Raw genomic sequence first — 15,723 nt, forward strand, 5'->3', positions numbered from 1 at the left:
AGAATTTTACACTCAAGCCACCAGCCAGGAAATCCTCTGGTATAGACCAACGATGATCAGTACAAGGTAAACGAAGAAGAACAGGAGAAAGTTAAATCGCCAATATCCTTTGAATACCCTGCCAAAGTTAATTTCCTGCCGCAATTTCCAATGAATGAGGACAAAGATAACGGCCAGGAAGATAAGGATAAGCATAATAAGCCATAGGAAAGACTTTCCCCAAATCATGATGATTAAAAAATGAACGGAGAAAATAAATAATAATGTACTAAAATCAATGGCGAGATAAACAGACTTCCTATGGTTGCCGGTAAGCTGTTTACTGAAAATAAACATGATAAGATATCCCGCGAGCGGAATGGTCACAAGCAATCCTGCTGCAACAGAAAGAATCTCGGTCATGTCACTACCTCCCCCTGAAACTCCTTCCCTTTGATCATATGATAATAATTGCAGATATATGGACAGTGAACTCCCCTTTTTTCTGCTTCTTCAATTAGAAAACCAAGAATGGCATCGATTTCTGTTCGCCGGCCCTGTGATAGATCGGCATACATTGATGAATAGTTGGAAGCGGTCTTTTCACAGACATTAACCACATCCCGGTAATGCTTTTCCTTATCGGCCGTTTCAAGTACGCACAATGTTTCCTCAAGGAGGGACATGGCAATCTTTCGATAGAAGGGATTTGCAAGCAGGATCCCATTTTGGACCTGGAACACTGCTGTCAGAGGGTTGATTACGGCATTTACAACTAGTTTCCTTACCAGGATTTCATAGTAGTCCGTCTCCACCTGTATACTAAAATCCTCCGGAGCATTATTAGCCAGTTCCTCAAGTCGCACGAGGCTGCCTTTGAATACAGCCGCCCTAATCGCTCCTGCCCCGTTATGGCGCACCCTCGCAGCACTTTCCCTCACTGCTCCGTGCTCGATGCTGCCAACGTAAATGGAAGAAGACTGCAGCTTCTCGATAAGCTTGAGATGCCCCATTCCATTTTGGAGAAAGAGCAGGCTGCCAGCCTCATCAAGTTTATCTTCTATTTGGAACAGGACCTCTTGCAGCTGATACTGCTTGACAGTAATTATGGTTAAATCATCACCGCCCACCCATTCATCCATCGGCTTGGCCGGAAGCTTCCTGACCTCCTCCGTTTCTTTAACCAGAGTCACGCCTTTACGGTTGATCAGATCTGCTTGATGGACTGTCCGGGTATAAAGCGTTACTTCATGCTTTTCGCTAAGATACCAGGAAAACAACAAACCGATGGACCCGGCACCAATAATCCCTATCCTCATGTTCATACCCCAATTCCGATTCCTGCTTTAGTCCTATTTTAGCAGATACCACTCCCTTTGCGGGAGAATATTTCCTTGCTCCCATTAAGCCCAGCCTTTATGAGGGATCCATGGTTGTAAGCGTTTAACAAGTTGCCCGATAAGCCTTTATATTATATTATAAGTTAAAAGCAGAACTTTTTGTTTATTTATAATATAATAACATCAAGGCTGCAGCCGACCTCAATGTCATGCATCTTTAAGATGATGGATGGGAATAGACAAAAGACAACGCACTAATAGGGGGAATGACGGTGGCACACAAGGTTGAAAGATTGAAAATCAATTACAAAACACTCGAGGACTTTAAAAGGTTCAAGCAATACGGCCAGCAGGAGCTGTCCATGCTCGAGGACCTTGAAGCAAATATGATTGAAAACGACAGTGAATCCCCGTTTTACGGGATTTACTTTGGAGATAAGCTGGTTGCAAGGATGAGCCTCTACCAAATCCAGGCCAAATTCGACCGTTATTTTGATCCGCCGCAGGACTATCTAGAATTATGGAAGCTCGAGGTAATCCCCGACTATCAGGGGAAAGGATATGGAAGGACGCTCGTGGATTTCGCAAAATCCTTTGGCTTGCCTGTTAAAACAAACGGAAGGGTCAATTCATCCGATTTTTGGGCAACAATGGGCTTCACCCCTGTAACCTATGAAGTAGAGCGGGACAGAGGGGAGAATCCTTTCGTTTGGTACCCGGCCGGCGTAAAAGAGCAAGTACATTGAAAATAAAAGCGGAAGCGCCTTGCCCAGCCCCGACAAGCATAAGACGCTCCAGAATAGAAGGCGTTCTTTGCCTTCAATTCTGGAGTGGCTTATGTCCTCGAGGGGTTAGGCGCTGGAGCTGGACAGTTATCTAAGTGCTGAAATTTATACTATTTATATACAAAAGGCGCCTGCTGATAGGCGCTTTTTTATTATGCAACAAGTACATCATCATTTTTTCAAGCCCTCTTTTTCAGCCTGCCCCTCCTCTGCCTCGCCCTTGGTTCCAACCAGCTTCCTGGCCCGCTCCATAATTTCGAGTAAAGAACGGTGATCCTTTTCCACGGCGGCGAGATCTTCCCTGAGCTTTTCATTTTCACTAGACAAGTAATAGATTTGGCTTTCCAGTTCCTTTACTTTTCCCTCAAATACGACAGTACTCTCTTCATGGTTCCTTGCTTTTGCTGCCTGCCGGTACAAATGGTCGAGAAACTCTTTCACTTCATCGAGGCCTAGCGTTTCGGCAGCAGCTTGAACAACCTCCGCATTTGGGAGAGAGGCTTCCTCTTCCACTGGTTCAGCCATTTTTTTCTGCTGCTTTTTCAGCTCTTTTCGCTGCTTTTTTGCCAGTTCAATACCAGACTGGTACTGTTTCCGAACGAAGGAGTTCCAGCGGAATCCGCAGGCCGCCCCGGTACGGGAAAGCCTTTTGCCAACCTCGTCAAAAGCCTTCAGCTGGGTACCCCCTTCCCTGATATGGCGAAGCACTGTTTCAGCAAGTATGAGATCTTCATCCTGTGTCCAGGCATCCTGGCGGGTAATAGGCATGTCATTTCCCTCCTAGTTTTTTATTTCAATCTATGCATCTGCTAGGAAAGATAGAATGCTTTTATTTCTTTAAAAATTGGGCAACCTTTTCGTGATGAACCTCTTCTCCCCATAAAGTCGCACAGTTTCTAGCTTCCGCTGCGATTCTCTCTGGCAAGGAGGAGGCCATCCATTTTTTTGTGACAAGCTGTTTATAGGCGGATAATACGGCAGTTTCCTTATCAAGCATCCTTTCCAGGAAGGATATGCACTGGCACATGGCGTCCCCATCATAAAGATAATCCAGAAACCCAAGCTCATACAGTTCGTCCGCTGAATAAAGCCTGGCATCACCCAGCATTTTTAAGGCAATCGAGGAAGGAAGTTTCTCAAATAATATACTCCCTCCGCCCCACCCTGTTGTAATGGCCATATTTCCCTGAACAAAACCAGCTTGCATCCCCTTGCGTCCCAGGCGAAAATCGCAGGCAGAAGCAATTTCACAACCGCCTCCAATAGCCGTTCCATTAAGGATGGCAACCGTCGGTATCGGAAGCATTAAAAGGCGGGTGAGAATTTCAGCCATTCTGGAAAGCATAACAGCCGCTTCATCAGCCGTCCTTAACTTATGGAAAACGGACAAGTCTCCCCCCGAACAAAACGCCCTGTCACCGGCCCCCGTAAGGACCAGTGCTTTCGTCTCTTTATTCGCAGCTACGGAAAGCACTTCTTCCAGTCCATCCATAATTTCATAATTTACCGCATTTCTTTTCTCCGGCCTGTTTATCGTAAATAGCAACAGTCCGTTCTGCTCTTCCGAAATGGTATAGGAACCCATCATCGCCCCTCCTCCTCTTCAATTCCTTGATTATTAGTTTAGAGGAATGAATAAAAAAAAGCACAGGAATTCTCCTGTGCTTTTGATTCTTATTGGAAAGATTAGTCGTTTACGACTTCTTTGCCTTTGTATGTTCCGCATTCCTTGCAAACACGGTGAGCTAGTTTCATTTCACCGCAGTTAGGGCATGCAACCATGCCTGGAACTTGCAATTTGAAATGAGTACGGCGCTTTCTCTTAGCAGTTTTAGACGTTCTTCTAAATGGTACAGCCATTATTCCCACCTCCTTAAAGAAGAGTAGTGTGTATGAAGGCCAGTCCGACTGGTCCTTCATTTTGGGGGTTCAATCATCCACTGAATCATTTTGCTCAAAAAACTTGGCAAGTCCGGCAAGCCTTGGATCCACTTTTTGCTGCTTTTCTTGTTCGCGGATCACTTCCCAGTCCTTTCCAGACTGCGGGGCGCCATCCTTACGGCCATCATCCTCGCAGAATACCTGCATCGGAACTTCAAGCAAAAGGATTTCCCTGATGACAGGCATCAGGTCAATGACATCACCCTTAAGTTGATGCACTTCTTCGTCCTCGGTTCCATATTCATGAGTACCCAGAAGGAAGGTTTCAGTTGTTTCAACATTCACTGGAAAATTAACATCAACCAGCGTACGAGAACAAGGAAGGATAAGATAGCCTTCAATCCGGAGATGGAAGGTCACTTTTGTTGCGCTGATGTCAACCCTGCCCGTTATATGCATCGGAGACACGTCACGAATAGATGGATCGACTTCCTTTATCTCATCAACCCGGACCGTTTCGTCAACCGGAAAGTCCTTGTTTCGGTATTTTTGTAACTGACTTATTGTCCATTTCATAGAATCACCCCAAGGCAACAAAGGTAATTATAGCTTTCGCTTACCTATTTGTCAATATTTTTTCTTTACAGTATAATTTAGACGTTGTGATGTAAATTTAAACACCATTAACCGGGAAACCCCTTATGGTGAGAGGTCCTCCCGTTGTCAATGAAGGAGAAAAAATGAAGGCTGTCGGCGTTGTTGTAGAATATAACCCATTCCATAATGGACATAAATACCATTTGGACCAGGCCAAGGAACAATCTGGCGCGGATATCGTAATTGCTGTCATGAGCGGAAATTTCCTCCAGCGCGGGGAACCAGCTCTGGTTTCCAAATGGGCACGTGCTGAAATGGCTTTGTACGGAGGTGCAGACCTCGTTTTTGAGCTGCCATATGCCTTCGCTGCACAAAACGCGGACATTTTCGCGGATGGAGCCATCTCAGTACTGGCAGCGGCTGGCTGTGAGAGCGTCTGTTTTGGCAGCGAGGCTGGTGAGATTGACAGCTTTATCAGCACACTTGAATTTCTCGCTAATCATGAAACAGAATTCCAGGCAAAAATAAAAAAATATAACGCACTTGGATACAGCTATCCTAAGTCAGTCTCCCTAAGCTTTGAAGCTCTGGAACCTGATGGGTCCCTGCTCGACCTTTCGAAGCCAAATAATATTCTTGGCCTCCAGTATGTAGCGGCAATCAACCGCCACGGTTCCGGCCTGAGGCCAATGACCATCAAGCGTAAAAATGCCGGCTATCATGATGAACATTTTTCCTCCGAGACGATTGCCAGTGCAACCAGTATCAGAAAATCCCTTTTTTCAAATGGCAGCAACATGGAAAGCATCCAGTCTTATCTTCCGCGCAGCTCCTTTCATTTACTCATGAGATATAAAAAACACTATGGCCGGTTTCATTCCTGGGAGGATTATTGGCCACTGTTAAAATACAAGCTGCTTCAGAGCTCTCCGGAAGAATTGGCCACCATTCACGAGGTTGAGGAGGGACTAGAGTACAGGCTTAGGGAAAATAGCCTTCATGCCACGTCTTTTATGGAATTCATGGAAAAGATAAAGACTAAACGCTATACGTGGACCAGACTTCAGAGAGTCTGCCTGCATATTCTGATGAATGTGAAACGCAGTGAGATGCAGGCTGGCACCGCCAAATATCTGCGGCTGCTTGGAATGTCGGCCACTGGGAGGGCCTACTTACAGAAAAACAAAAAAGTCCTTGGACTCCCTCTTGTTTCCCGGCCGTCAGCCAGTAAAGATCTATTGGAACTTGATATCAGGGCATCCCGGATTTATTCGCTCGGTTTAGATGGCGACTCACAGGATCGCCTTCTAAAGGAAGAGTTTTCACAGCCTCCCATACAAATTCAAGACAAAAAAACAAGCTGCTAGCCAGCTTGTTTTTTTGATAAATCTTCGAGATAGTCCACGGCATCATCAAAAGTGTCGACGGGGACGATTTCCATCTTTGTGTTGATATCCTCTGCTGTCCTCTTTGCAGCCTGGTAATTGGAGTCCTTTGCGCCCTTTTCATTTGGGGCAAAGAAAATGTCGGCACCAGCCTTGTCGGCGGCGACTACTTTTTGTTCAATGCCGCCAATCCTGCCGACGGTTCCATCCGAAGCGATGGTGCCCGTTCCAGCAATATCATACCCTTGTGTAAGATCTTCCTCCACAAGCTGATTGTAAATCTCAAGAGAAAACATGAGTCCTGCAGATGGTCCGCCTATCTCATCTGTTTTTACGTTCACATTTGGGTCAACCTCTATATCTTTATCATCAACCGGTACAATGCCTATGCCTGCCCTGTCGCTGCTTTGATCAAATTGTTGAAGAGCAAGGCTGACCTGCTTTTTCTCTTTTTGATGCTCCACAGTCAGGGTGACTTCCTCACCAGCCTTTTTGCTGCTGACATATTCAATAAATTCTGTTGAAGAGCGGAAGTCCTTGCCATCAATATCAAGAATGCGGTCGCCGGTAAACAGCTTTCCCTCGGCCGGCATTCCCGGTACCACTTGAAGAACATAAATCCCATTGAACTGGTACTGCACTGGCAGACCAGCTTTCTTGTAGGCAACCTCAATCGCATTGACTTTCGAACTGTCCATCATATGGAGCTGCCTGTTGGTATAGTCCTCGTCGCTTTCGTTTTCAGCCCTGATTGCCTCGAGCGGGAAGATTTCCTGGTATTTGCTTAATTTGGCAGTCAAATAGGAATAAATATTGGCCCTTCCCATCCTGACAGTGGTCAGCATAAAGGTCCCTTCTTCCTCATATCCCCCCTCTACTTCAATAATGGGTCCCAGCTCTTTTGCCATGCCCGGCTTTGAGACATAAAAGGGCAAATAATAAAAGACGCTGGCAAAAAGCAAAATGGCTGCCAAAATGCCCAGCCTAAAAGATCCTTTTCTTCTCATTATGATTGAGGCTCCTTCCAATGCTCAATAACCTGTTTAATTTTTGCGATATGTTTCCTCGTTTCCTCTTCACCAATGGAAATGATTTCTTCTATATTAGTAAAAGCGCGCGAACTGTACATTTCCACTCTCGGCCTCACCATGATATCGGAAGCAACCTCCCTGTTGGCAACCAGCTCCATTTGCATGATATCTATACTTTGCATAATCACATCGAAAATGGAAGTGATTTCTGCATTGTTTTTGACGTGCGAAACATCAACCGCAATGACAATATCCGCCCCCATTTCCTTTACAACCGAAACAGGTATCCGGTCTATTACGCCGCCATCAATCAACAGCCTGCCGTTCCGTTTTTCTGGCGTGAATATTCCCGGAATCGCAATGCTTGCCCGTACCGCTTCTGCAATTGGCCCTTCCTTGAAGACCACTTTTTCACCGGACACAAGGTCGGTAGCAACGACAGCAACCGGTATATCAAGATTCTGCAGTTCTTTTCCGTGGGTAAAGATGCGAATCAGATCCTTTACCCTTTTCCCTGCGATAAAGCCCATTTTGGGCACGGTAAAGTCCAAATAATATTTTCTCTTGAATACTTTTGATAGTGTATACAATCTTTCGATATCAAGTCCTGCTCCGTAAAAACAGCCAACCATGGCGCCCATACTGCTGCCGGCAATCATATCGATCGGGATGGCTTCTTCCCTTAGTACTCTGATGACTCCAAGATGGGCAAACCCCCGCGCTCCTCCGGAACCAAGTGCCAAACCAATTGTGGGTCGACGCAAACGCAAATACCCCCTTTAATTGTTGTATTCAAGAGAATTGGTCTATTTTGCATACCCGTGAGTATATTGGTTTATGAGGACAAGACCGAATTATGAAAACCTTGGCATCGCCATGAAAAAAGGTTTATTCCCGCATGTAATGTGCGCCGCCAAATGGCCGGATATTATTTTTATTTTATCACTGTTTGACGTTGTTTCACAGCCATTTACCTGAGGGGAGGATGTTGGGTGATTAAGTCAAAAATAAAAACGATATTCCTGGCGGTATCAATCACAGTGATTGCAGGCTCTATGATCGTCTATCCGCAGGAATCGTTTGATGCTTCCATCAGGGGCCTTAATATGTGGTGGGAGATTGTGTTTCCTTCCCTGCTGCCTTTTTTTATCGTTTCGGAGCTGCTGATTGGTTTCGGAGTTGTGAAATTCATAGGTGTACTTCTTGAACCGTTGATGAGGCCTCTTTTTCGTGTACCCGGTGTCGGAGGGTTTGTCTGGGCGATGGGAATGGCTTCCGGCTACCCTTCCGGTGCCAAACTGACAGCAAGGTTGAGACAGGAAAAGCAGCTTACTAAAATTGAGGCAGAGAGGCTGGTATCATTCACAAATTCATCCAACCCCCTTTTTATCTTTGGTGCGGTTTCTGTCGGCTTTTTTTACAATGCCCAGCTTGGAGTGATTCTTGCTCTTGCCCATTACCTTGGGAACATTACGGTCGGACTAGTCATGAGGTTCCATGGAGGTCGTGAGGAACTGCCTGGCAAATCCGGAGGAAATACATTAAAAATAGCTGAAGCGCTAAGAGCTCTTCACAGAACGAGGATAAAGGATAACCGGCCAATCGGGAAATTGCTTGGCGATGCCGTAATGTCGTCCATCCAGACATTATTGATGATCGGCGGTTTCATCATTTTATTTTCGGTCATCAACAAATTGCTGTATCTTTTACATTTCACTGCCTTTTTAGCAGGATTCGTTGAGCTATTATTAAGCATCCTTGGATTAACACAAATGCTGAGCATGCCTTTTATCTCAGGGATATTCGAAATCACGATGGGAAGCCAGATGACCAGCCAGGTTCAGGAGGCAACCTTAATGCAGCAAGCTGTAGTGACCAGCTTCATCCTTGGCTTCAGCGGGTTTAGCGTACAGGCTCAGGTAGCCAGCATCCTTGCTCAAACCGACATACGCTTTCAGCCGTTTTTTGCAGCCCGGATTCTCCACGGCCTGTTTGCCGGGGTGTATGCCTTGCTTCTGTGGGAGCCAGTTTATCAGCGATTTTTTCAATCCGAGTCCCCATCCAATGCGTTTCCGGTGATGAACAGACTGGCGGAAGAAGGTACAAGGATGGCAGAAATTTATTTGACCCTCTCTTCCGTTGGTCCATTGGTCACTTTAGGCTCGCTGATTCTTTATATTTTTATCTATATGAAAAGAATGGGACATAATTGAGGCATGGCCAGCAGGATAAGAACACAAAAAACGAGCTTCTATTGGAGCTCGTCTTTTGTGTTCTTAACGGTTACTTGAATTTTTCCTTCAGAGCCATCTCCACTTCGGGAGGAACCAGTTCCGAAATTTCCCCGTGATACTGTGCCACTTCCTTGACAATGCTTGAACTGAGGAAGGAGTACTGGTTATTTGTCATAATGAAAAAGGTTTCAATTTTATCATTCAACAAGCGGTTCATCGAGGTTATCTGCATTTCATATTCAAAATCGGAAACAGCTCTTAATCCCCTGATAATCGCATTGGCATTTACACTTTCCGCATATTCAACCAAAAGTCCATGGAATGTGTCCACTTTTACGTTTGGAAGGTCCTTTGTTACTTTCCTGATCAGTTCCATTCTTTCTTCTACTGTGAACAATGGCCGTTTGGAGGAATTATTAAGTACTGATATATATACCTCATCAAACACTTTCGCTCCCCTGGTAATAATGTCCAAATGCCCATATGTAATGGGGTCGAAACTTCCCGGACATACAGCAATGCTAGCCATTATGATCCCCCTCTTCATCCAATAATTGTTTATATTTATAAATAGAGATGCCAATAATTCCATATTCCTCATGCCTGGTTTGCAACAAGCCGCCAATACTTTCCGGAAGCTGGATATCGGAACCATGTTCACAGACAATGGCTCCCTCATCCTTCAGCAAATGATGGCTGCTGATTAAATCGACCAGTTTTAACAGCTGCTGCTTTTTATACGGTGGGTCAAGAAAAATATAATCAAAACTCAGTTCTCTTTTTATAATGGCTTTCAAAGCTCTAGAAGCTTCATTCCGGTATATTTCGGATTTGCCTTCCAAGCCGAAGTCCCTGACATTTTCATTGATGACCTGAACAGCCTTGCGATCCATATCCACAAAGATAACCTTGTCCAGGCCCCTGCTTAATGCCTCAATGCCAAGGCTACCGCTGCCGGCAAACAGGTCCAGTCCAAGTCCGCCGGAAAAGTATGGTCCAATCATATTGAAGATGGCTTCCTTCACTTTATCGGTGGTAGGCCTTGTGGAATTCCCCGGTACCGCTTTCAAATAACGGCCCTTCAAGTTTCCTGATACTACTCTCATTATCCATGCTCCTTAAACAAATTGCTTTTTTTATCCTACCACAGATATCCATAAACTTCTATTAGTTCAGACATCCTAAAGCAATTTGGGAAGTTAGATCTCCTGTATATTATCCTGCATTCCTATTCTGGCCATTCGCCCCTTGTGGAAAAAAATCGGTAAAGAGGGTATAAGCATTCCCATTATGGAAATAATGACTGTAACAACATCATTTGAGGATGTTGTTGCCAACCGCGGAGAAGACTTACGTTTCCCCATAAGTTCTTCCTCCGGTTTCTCCTCTCCCTTTGCCTTCTTTCCATATGGATATAGAAGGGGCCCTGCATGTGATGCAGGGTTTTTCTTTTTGTCTTTTAGCCTTCTTCATTTTTAGTGTAGAAAATGCTACATTAATTAATGGAGGAAAAGGAGGAGCAAATGTGATTCAACGTTTTATAGAATTGGGTGAAGGATACGCAGATATTTACGAGCTTATTCAGACTGCCAAAGCGAACCAGCACCGGCTTGCACATCTGATGGTGCTGCAGACTGAGATTAACGGAAAAGAAGTAATCTCCCCGGTTGTCATTCTTCATCCAACAGACCCAGGTAAGTTCCAGGCCCTATACGTATGCAGGGAAGGAATACCAAACCCTAAAAAACTGCCAAATAAGCGCTTTGACTTATTTATGCAAACGGCAGGCGAACTTGGAAAACAAATCATTGAGCTTGATGTAAAACCATCCACCATGTTTCCGGATAAAGAGCTATACTACCAGCACTTGATTGGCATCCTGCGGATGAACCGGTATATTCCGCCCCTTCAGTAATAATACAGAAACCGGCGGAGACATCTTTCACACCCCGCGTATGGCCGAGTTGGGCCGGAAACCTCAAAAAAAAAGCGGAACGCCAAGGCGCTCCGCTTTTATATACCCATCTTGTAATCGTACTCTTTTGCTTTGTCGGGAGCAGAATTTTCATATTCCATTTTTAAAAACGGTTTATAGGAAGGCTCTGCTTTTTTGACAAAGGAATACGAGCTGATTTTTTGGATCAAGGCTTCTGTGTCTTCCATATTGCAATAAAGAACAACATATTTTAGTTTCCGGGAAACATAGTGGACGTTTCCAAATCTTCTTAACATTTTGGCTTGCTTTAAAGAATAAAGCCAAATGATGATTCCCTGTCTTTGACCTATCATATTTTTTCCCCTTCAGAAAACGTTTGCTTCTACATAGTCTAGCATATAAAACCTACTTTTTACAATCTTGGCTGGAAGAAAAAAGCATGGAATCATCCATGCTTTTTAAGAACAGCCACAGCTTCCACCGCTTCCACAGCCGCCGCCACAGGAAGAACCACTATCAAAAAATGGATTTCCTGTAGGTACCTTAACGTTTTTCGAAACGGATCTTCCAATCATGACACTAATCTCATCAAGAAGGCCTTGAAGGTCGTTTTCAGCTTTTTTGAATTCAGATACATTTTCATCCAAATCCACTTCCCTTTTCAACTGCCTGATCTGCCCCATTACTTCCTTATAATCAGGATGGTATTTTCCAAACCGCTGTACTTCTTCATATCGATCCTTCATGGCCGAAAAAGCCCTGATCTTTCCTTGTGTTTCCTTGCTGGACTTTAAATTATATAAACACAGCCGATAGTTTTCGGCTATATCTGAGTCTAAAATCATTCGAACGAGCTCATCCGCTGTATCGAGAATCTCGATCCTTTCTATAGTAGCAAGCACGCTTCGCTCACCTCCGTATCATATTTTAACATAGAAGGGAGTAAAAATAAAAGAAGCTTCCTTAACATGAAAGAAGCTCTAAGATTGAGAATTCATATTTGTGAACATTTGCATCATCATTGAAGCCATTTGGACTCCGTTTGTGAATTTTTGAACCTGGTGCGGAATCGTACGTTCATAAAAATGCAGCGCAGCGATTTCCATTGCCTCAAGCTCCCTTGGATCACGGGAAAGCTTCCGGTACCAATGGGGCTGGATCCTGATGAATTCCTGAAGGTCCTTTCGCTGCTGAATCCGTTCGAGCACATCTTTTCTCATCTTTTTCAGTCTCCTAATCCTTTCTGAATTCGAATGGGTGACGGCTTCCTTCTTTGCCCGGCCCTGATGAGGCCTGGCCCCCAGTAAATTGCGCAAGCACCCCCTGGACAGCTGCGATTGCCTGGCTAATATTGTAGATTTGACCCTGAATTTGGTCGGGATCCATGCCTTTAAATGCGGTAATCATTTTGGACATCCAGTCACCCTCTTTTTCACCAGCCGCTTTCCCTTCCTTGACCCTTTCTCCTTCGCGATAAGGGTCCCACCGCTCATCTTCCTCGCCGAGTAAATACCACTCTTCATAAAGTTCCTGCCATGTAGCTTTTCCGTCCCTTACTTCCTGGATTATTTTGGGATTTCCTTTGACAAATTCCTTGAACTTCTTCACGGAAGGATGCAGTTCTTTGCCTGCCATCATCATCACCCCATCTCACGCATTTGCCTATAATACTCTATGTTTTGCTATAGAAAAGGTGATTCATGATACAATGAATCCAGTAATGGGATTGGTAAAATGAAAAAAGAAGCACATTCTCCAGAGAGTTATTATTTATAAACAATAGGACATTGGTGGTCAAAATGGTAACAGCAATTCTTATTCCTGCAATCTTCCTGTATTTTTATTGGGTGACCAGAAAGGAAATGAAGAAAAACGAAGCAGAATGGATAGCCCTCGCTTCCATTCCGGAGGAATCATTTATACAGGGAACAGTCCTTGAAGTACAAGTGGAGAAAGAGCGCTTCTATTATCATCGTTTTAACCATGTGCTCACTATTAAAATCCAATCTGGGAAAAACATCTTCTTTTGCCAAAAAGTAACCCCGCTAACCAGGGAAGTGGACATTCCACAGGTCAGAATTGGTGAAAGCGTGGTCCTTTATGGAAACTGGAAAACAGGATCTTTCCGGATTAACAGGATTATAATCTGTACGTAAAAGCGGAGGACGCTCCTCCGCTCCTTTACTGTTGACCAAACCTTGTGAATCTGCCCTTCACAAGGTTCGACTTGATGACGTACATACTCCTATTGAAGATTTGTTTGATCATGCTCCGAAATTTCCGTTAAGGCAATTTCCGCCTGGCTGTCACTTTGCGGGTTTAGTGCAAGATCGCCAAGAGAAACGATACCAACCAGCCTGTTTCCTTCCACAACAGGAAGGCGCCGGATTTGATGCTCAGCCATTAGTCTTGCCGCTTCATCGGCAGACGTCTCCGGCGAAACTGTTACCAGCTGGCTGCTCATGATTTCCTCAACCTTGGAGGAACCTGGTTTCTTTTCCGCGACACCGCGCACCACGATATCCCTGTCCGTAATCATGCCTACGAGTGTTTCACCATCAACAATCGGAATAGCTCCGACATCATTTTCCTTCATTTTCACTGCGACCTCGAAAACATTATCAAGCATAGTGCATGCTTCGATATTGGAGGTCATGATTTTACGGATTTCTCCCAATCCAATCAACTCCTTTACTAGCGTTCTTTACTTCTATTATGGTTCTCTTTTAAATTAAAATTTATGCTTGGGTTAGACATTGCAACTTCTGATTATTTCTACTATTATTGATACTGTGATATGTGGATATACGGCACGTGCTGGTATGTGTTTTTAGGAGGGATTAGGATGAAATTTGAAAAAACCGGATTGGAAAATTTAAAGGCCGATTTGAATCGCCTGGACGAAGTCATGTCTGACCATGGATTAGTCCGCGAAGGACAGTGGGATTATGACCGTGTTACATATGACCGCTTATTTGATCTTAAGGAAGGCCGGTACTACCTGCGTATTCAAGGGTACACGGTAGAAGGAGATGTAGGAGCGCACAAAGCTGTCATCCAATTGATGGACCCGCTTCTTGGAAAGCATTATTATCCGCATGGTGTGGAATATGGAGAGGGAGAGCATTTCCCCAAAACCCTGGTATCCCAATGCGAAAAGCTTCTGAGCGACATTAAATCCAAAATTGAACCATTCGCGCAGCAATAAATAAGAAAAGCTGCTTATTCAGGCCAAATTTCTTATTTCGGAAAAAAAGACGCAGAACAATGCGTCTTTTTTCTATTCCATGAATGTATCATATCCTTTTCTTTATTACACTTTTTCAGAAAGAAATCAAATCTTCCTGTTTTTCATTGTTTATCGTGCCGGATGCATAATATAATTAAATGGTTCATACAATCTATCCGCAATTGTCTTGCGCTCAGAAAGGGAGTTTTCGTTGTCCAGATTTTTCACGAAGAAGTCTTTGCTCGTTCTATTGGCTGTTTTGCTGATTGCCTTAATGGGATACATAATCCTTCCGGTATCGGTTCCGCTTATCTTTGCTTTCATAACTGCCCTGATTCTTGAACCTGCTGTCCGGTCTCTGCAAAAGAGAAGCAGGATGGGCAGGAAATTTGCTGTCATCATTGTCTTTACTGCCTTTCTCGCCATGCTTGGCTTAACAGGATACATTATAACGACCAAGGTCATTTCTGAAGCAATCAGCATAACAGAGAATGCTCCTCAATATATAAATGATCTAACCAGTCTTTGGGCTGAGGCCCAAGAGCAGTTTGTTGATGCCGCCAAGGAACTCCCCGATGAAATTATCAATGAAATAAATGTCCGTGGGGAAGAATTTCTCATTAGTGTGAGAAACTATCTGCTTGCATTTATCAATATTGACAATTTAAAGGCATTGCTCACCCATATCCCTAATTTTCTGATAAACTTCCTTTTCTATGTAATCGCATTGTTTCTCTTTTTGCTTGATTTACCTCGGCTGAGGGAAAAATTCTATGGGCACCTCCATATAAAAACGGCCGAAAAGGTAAATTTCATAACATCCCGCCTATCAAGTGTCGGCGTTGGTTTCTTTAAGGCTCAATTCCTTGTCAGTGTGATTATTTTCATCGTATCTTTGTTTGGGTTATGGCTTATTTTGCCTGAAGTAGCCTTAGTCATGTCATTGGTAATATGGCTGATCGATTTCATTCCGATTCTTGGCTCCATCATCATATTAGGCCCATGGGCAGCATTTCATCTTTTGACGGGAGACATTGTCCTCGGTACAAAGCTGGCCATTCTCGCTTTAATCCTTCTGGTAATCAGGCGTACCGTCGAACCCAAAGTCATGGGAACACATATAGGACTGTCCCCGCTGCCCACTTTTATTTCAATGTACCTTGGCCTTAAAATCCTTGGTGCTGCAGGCTTTATAATCGGCCCCATGCTCGTGATCATCTTTAATTCCGCCAAGGAAGCCGGAATGTTCAAAACCAATTTTACAATTTAAACGGCCTTATTTTGCAAGAAAAGCCGAACCGGGTTAATTCCCGATTTCGGCTTTTT

The 15,723-nt window shown here is 44.2% G+C and carries 23 protein-coding genes; 8 read left to right on the top strand and 15 right to left on the bottom strand.

Annotated elements, in window-relative coordinates; translation table 11 throughout:
• Nucleotides 1–12: 12 nt before the first annotated feature.
• Nucleotides 13–402, bottom strand: a complete 390-nt coding sequence (locus tag WQ57_RS02955) for a DUF3397 domain-containing protein (protein ID WP_046522238.1) — start codon at nucleotides 400–402, stop codon at nucleotides 13–15.
• Nucleotides 399–1,298: a 2-dehydropantoate 2-reductase gene (locus WQ57_RS02960; RefSeq protein WP_046522239.1), complete on the bottom strand. Its 900-nt coding sequence runs from the start codon at nucleotides 1,296–1,298 to the stop codon at nucleotides 399–401. The genes WQ57_RS02955 and WQ57_RS02960 overlap by 4 nt, the downstream gene beginning before the upstream one ends.
• A 287-nt stretch (nucleotides 1,299–1,585) precedes the next feature.
• Between WQ57_RS02960 and WQ57_RS02965 the strand changes: the two genes are divergently transcribed.
• Nucleotides 1,586–2,065 (top strand): N-acetyltransferase, encoded by a 480-nt coding sequence (locus WQ57_RS02965; protein ID WP_173427525.1) that lies wholly within the window; start codon nucleotides 1,586–1,588, stop codon nucleotides 2,063–2,065.
• 210 nt (nucleotides 2,066–2,275) lie between these two features.
• Here the strand turns inward: WQ57_RS02965 and WQ57_RS02970 are convergent, their stop codons facing one another.
• The 4 genes from WQ57_RS02970 to WQ57_RS02985 form a co-directional block, all read right to left on the bottom strand.
• Nucleotides 2,276–2,872, bottom strand: a complete 597-nt coding sequence (locus WQ57_RS02970; RefSeq protein WP_046522241.1) for an RsfA family transcriptional regulator — start codon at nucleotides 2,870–2,872, stop codon at nucleotides 2,276–2,278.
• A 61-nt stretch (nucleotides 2,873–2,933) separates the two neighbouring features.
• Nucleotides 2,934–3,692: an enoyl-CoA hydratase/isomerase family protein gene (locus WQ57_RS02975; RefSeq protein WP_338151886.1), complete on the bottom strand. Its 759-nt coding sequence runs from the start codon at nucleotides 3,690–3,692 to the stop codon at nucleotides 2,934–2,936.
• Between the two features lie 98 nt (nucleotides 3,693–3,790).
• Complete coding sequence (gene rpmF, locus WQ57_RS02980; protein ID WP_046522242.1) at nucleotides 3,791–3,964, bottom strand: 50S ribosomal protein L32; 174 nt, start codon at nucleotides 3,962–3,964, stop codon at nucleotides 3,791–3,793.
• Nucleotides 3,965–4,033: 69 nt separating this feature from the next.
• Nucleotides 4,034–4,561 carry a YceD family protein gene (locus WQ57_RS02985; RefSeq protein ID WP_046522243.1) on the bottom strand — a complete coding sequence of 176 codons (528 nt, stop codon included), beginning with the start codon at nucleotides 4,559–4,561 and terminating at the stop codon, nucleotides 4,034–4,036.
• A 125-nt stretch (nucleotides 4,562–4,686) separates the two neighbouring features.
• Here WQ57_RS02985 and WQ57_RS02990 point away from each other — a divergent pair, with 125 nt between their 5' ends.
• The gene (locus WQ57_RS02990; RefSeq protein ID WP_338151887.1) at nucleotides 4,687–5,949 is read left to right on the top strand and encodes a nucleotidyltransferase; all 1,263 of its coding nucleotides are present in this window, start codon (nucleotides 4,687–4,689) and stop codon (nucleotides 5,947–5,949) included.
• Here WQ57_RS02990 and WQ57_RS02995 read toward each other — a convergent pair.
• The gene (locus WQ57_RS02995) at nucleotides 5,946–6,974 is read right to left on the bottom strand and encodes a SepM family pheromone-processing serine protease (protein WP_046522244.1); all 1,029 of its coding nucleotides are present in this window, start codon (nucleotides 6,972–6,974) and stop codon (nucleotides 5,946–5,948) included. The genes WQ57_RS02990 and WQ57_RS02995 overlap by 4 nt on opposite strands.
• Entirely contained in the window at nucleotides 6,974–7,762 is a 789-nt protein-coding gene (locus tag WQ57_RS03000) for a patatin-like phospholipase family protein (protein WP_046522245.1), read from the bottom strand. Before WQ57_RS03000 ends, WQ57_RS02995 begins: the two co-directional genes overlap by 1 nt.
• A gap of 73 nt (nucleotides 7,763–7,835) precedes the next feature.
• On the opposite strand from WQ57_RS03000, the gene WQ57_RS26485 reads away from it, so the two are divergent.
• Nucleotides 7,836–7,976, top strand: a complete 141-nt coding sequence (locus WQ57_RS26485) for a hypothetical protein (protein ID WP_156183037.1) — start codon at nucleotides 7,836–7,838, stop codon at nucleotides 7,974–7,976.
• 14 nt (nucleotides 7,977–7,990) lie between these two features.
• Nucleotides 7,991–9,211 carry a sporulation integral membrane protein YlbJ gene (gene ylbJ, locus WQ57_RS03005; protein WP_046522246.1) on the top strand — a complete coding sequence of 407 codons (1,221 nt, stop codon included), beginning with the start codon at nucleotides 7,991–7,993 and terminating at the stop codon, nucleotides 9,209–9,211.
• Between the two features lie 70 nt (nucleotides 9,212–9,281).
• Here ylbJ and coaD read toward each other — a convergent pair whose 3' ends face one another.
• Nucleotides 9,282–9,761 carry a pantetheine-phosphate adenylyltransferase gene (gene coaD / locus WQ57_RS03010; protein ID WP_046522247.1) on the bottom strand — a complete coding sequence of 160 codons (480 nt, stop codon included), beginning with the start codon at nucleotides 9,759–9,761 and terminating at the stop codon, nucleotides 9,282–9,284.
• On the bottom strand, nucleotides 9,754–10,338 hold the full coding sequence (rsmD, locus tag WQ57_RS03015; protein ID WP_046522248.1) for a 16S rRNA (guanine(966)-N(2))-methyltransferase RsmD: 585 nt from the start codon (nucleotides 10,336–10,338) through the stop codon (nucleotides 9,754–9,756). Before rsmD ends, coaD begins: the two co-directional genes overlap by 8 nt.
• A gap of 419 nt (nucleotides 10,339–10,757) precedes the next feature.
• On the opposite strand from rsmD, the gene WQ57_RS03020 reads away from it, so the two are divergent.
• A complete protein-coding gene (locus tag WQ57_RS03020) occupies nucleotides 10,758–11,147 on the top strand; it encodes a DUF7147 family protein (protein WP_046522294.1) in 390 nt (129 codons plus the stop codon).
• 98 nt (nucleotides 11,148–11,245) lie between these two features.
• Here WQ57_RS03020 and WQ57_RS03025 read toward each other — a convergent pair whose 3' ends face one another.
• The 4 genes from WQ57_RS03025 to ylbD form a co-directional block, all read right to left on the bottom strand.
• On the bottom strand, nucleotides 11,246–11,521 hold the full coding sequence (locus WQ57_RS03025; protein WP_046522249.1) for a YlbG family protein: 276 nt from the start codon (nucleotides 11,519–11,521) through the stop codon (nucleotides 11,246–11,248).
• 105 nt (nucleotides 11,522–11,626) lie between these two features.
• On the bottom strand, nucleotides 11,627–12,070 hold the full coding sequence (locus WQ57_RS03030; protein WP_046522250.1) for a YlbF/YmcA family competence regulator: 444 nt from the start codon (nucleotides 12,068–12,070) through the stop codon (nucleotides 11,627–11,629).
• A 78-nt stretch (nucleotides 12,071–12,148) separates the two neighbouring features.
• Nucleotides 12,149–12,388 carry a YlbE-like family protein gene (locus WQ57_RS03035; RefSeq protein WP_046522251.1) on the bottom strand — a complete coding sequence of 80 codons (240 nt, stop codon included), beginning with the start codon at nucleotides 12,386–12,388 and terminating at the stop codon, nucleotides 12,149–12,151.
• Between the two features lie 13 nt (nucleotides 12,389–12,401).
• Nucleotides 12,402–12,809, bottom strand: a complete 408-nt coding sequence (gene ylbD / locus WQ57_RS03040; protein WP_420912370.1) for a YlbD family protein — start codon at nucleotides 12,807–12,809, stop codon at nucleotides 12,402–12,404.
• Between the two features lie 158 nt (nucleotides 12,810–12,967).
• Here ylbD and WQ57_RS03045 point away from each other — a divergent pair, with 158 nt between their 5' ends.
• Nucleotides 12,968–13,324, top strand: a complete 357-nt coding sequence (locus WQ57_RS03045; protein WP_046522253.1) for a hypothetical protein — start codon at nucleotides 12,968–12,970, stop codon at nucleotides 13,322–13,324.
• 89 nt (nucleotides 13,325–13,413) lie between these two features.
• On the opposite strand, the gene WQ57_RS03050 is transcribed toward WQ57_RS03045, so the two are convergent.
• Nucleotides 13,414–13,845, bottom strand: a complete 432-nt coding sequence (locus WQ57_RS03050) for a CBS domain-containing protein (protein WP_156183038.1) — start codon at nucleotides 13,843–13,845, stop codon at nucleotides 13,414–13,416.
• Between the two features lie 168 nt (nucleotides 13,846–14,013).
• Between WQ57_RS03050 and WQ57_RS03055 the strand changes: the two genes are divergently transcribed.
• Nucleotides 14,014–14,376 carry a YugN family protein gene (locus WQ57_RS03055; RefSeq protein ID WP_046522254.1) on the top strand — a complete coding sequence of 121 codons (363 nt, stop codon included), beginning with the start codon at nucleotides 14,014–14,016 and terminating at the stop codon, nucleotides 14,374–14,376.
• Nucleotides 14,377–14,608: 232 nt separating this feature from the next.
• Nucleotides 14,609–15,667 (top strand): sporulation integral membrane protein YtvI, encoded by a 1,059-nt coding sequence (gene ytvI, locus WQ57_RS03060; RefSeq protein ID WP_046522255.1) that lies wholly within the window; start codon nucleotides 14,609–14,611, stop codon nucleotides 15,665–15,667.
• Nucleotides 15,668–15,723 lie beyond the last annotated feature (56 nt).

This window comes from Mesobacillus campisalis (genome assembly GCF_000986785.1).
Lineage (GTDB): Bacteria > Bacillota > Bacilli > Bacillales > Cytobacillaceae > Mesobacillus_B > Mesobacillus_B campisalis.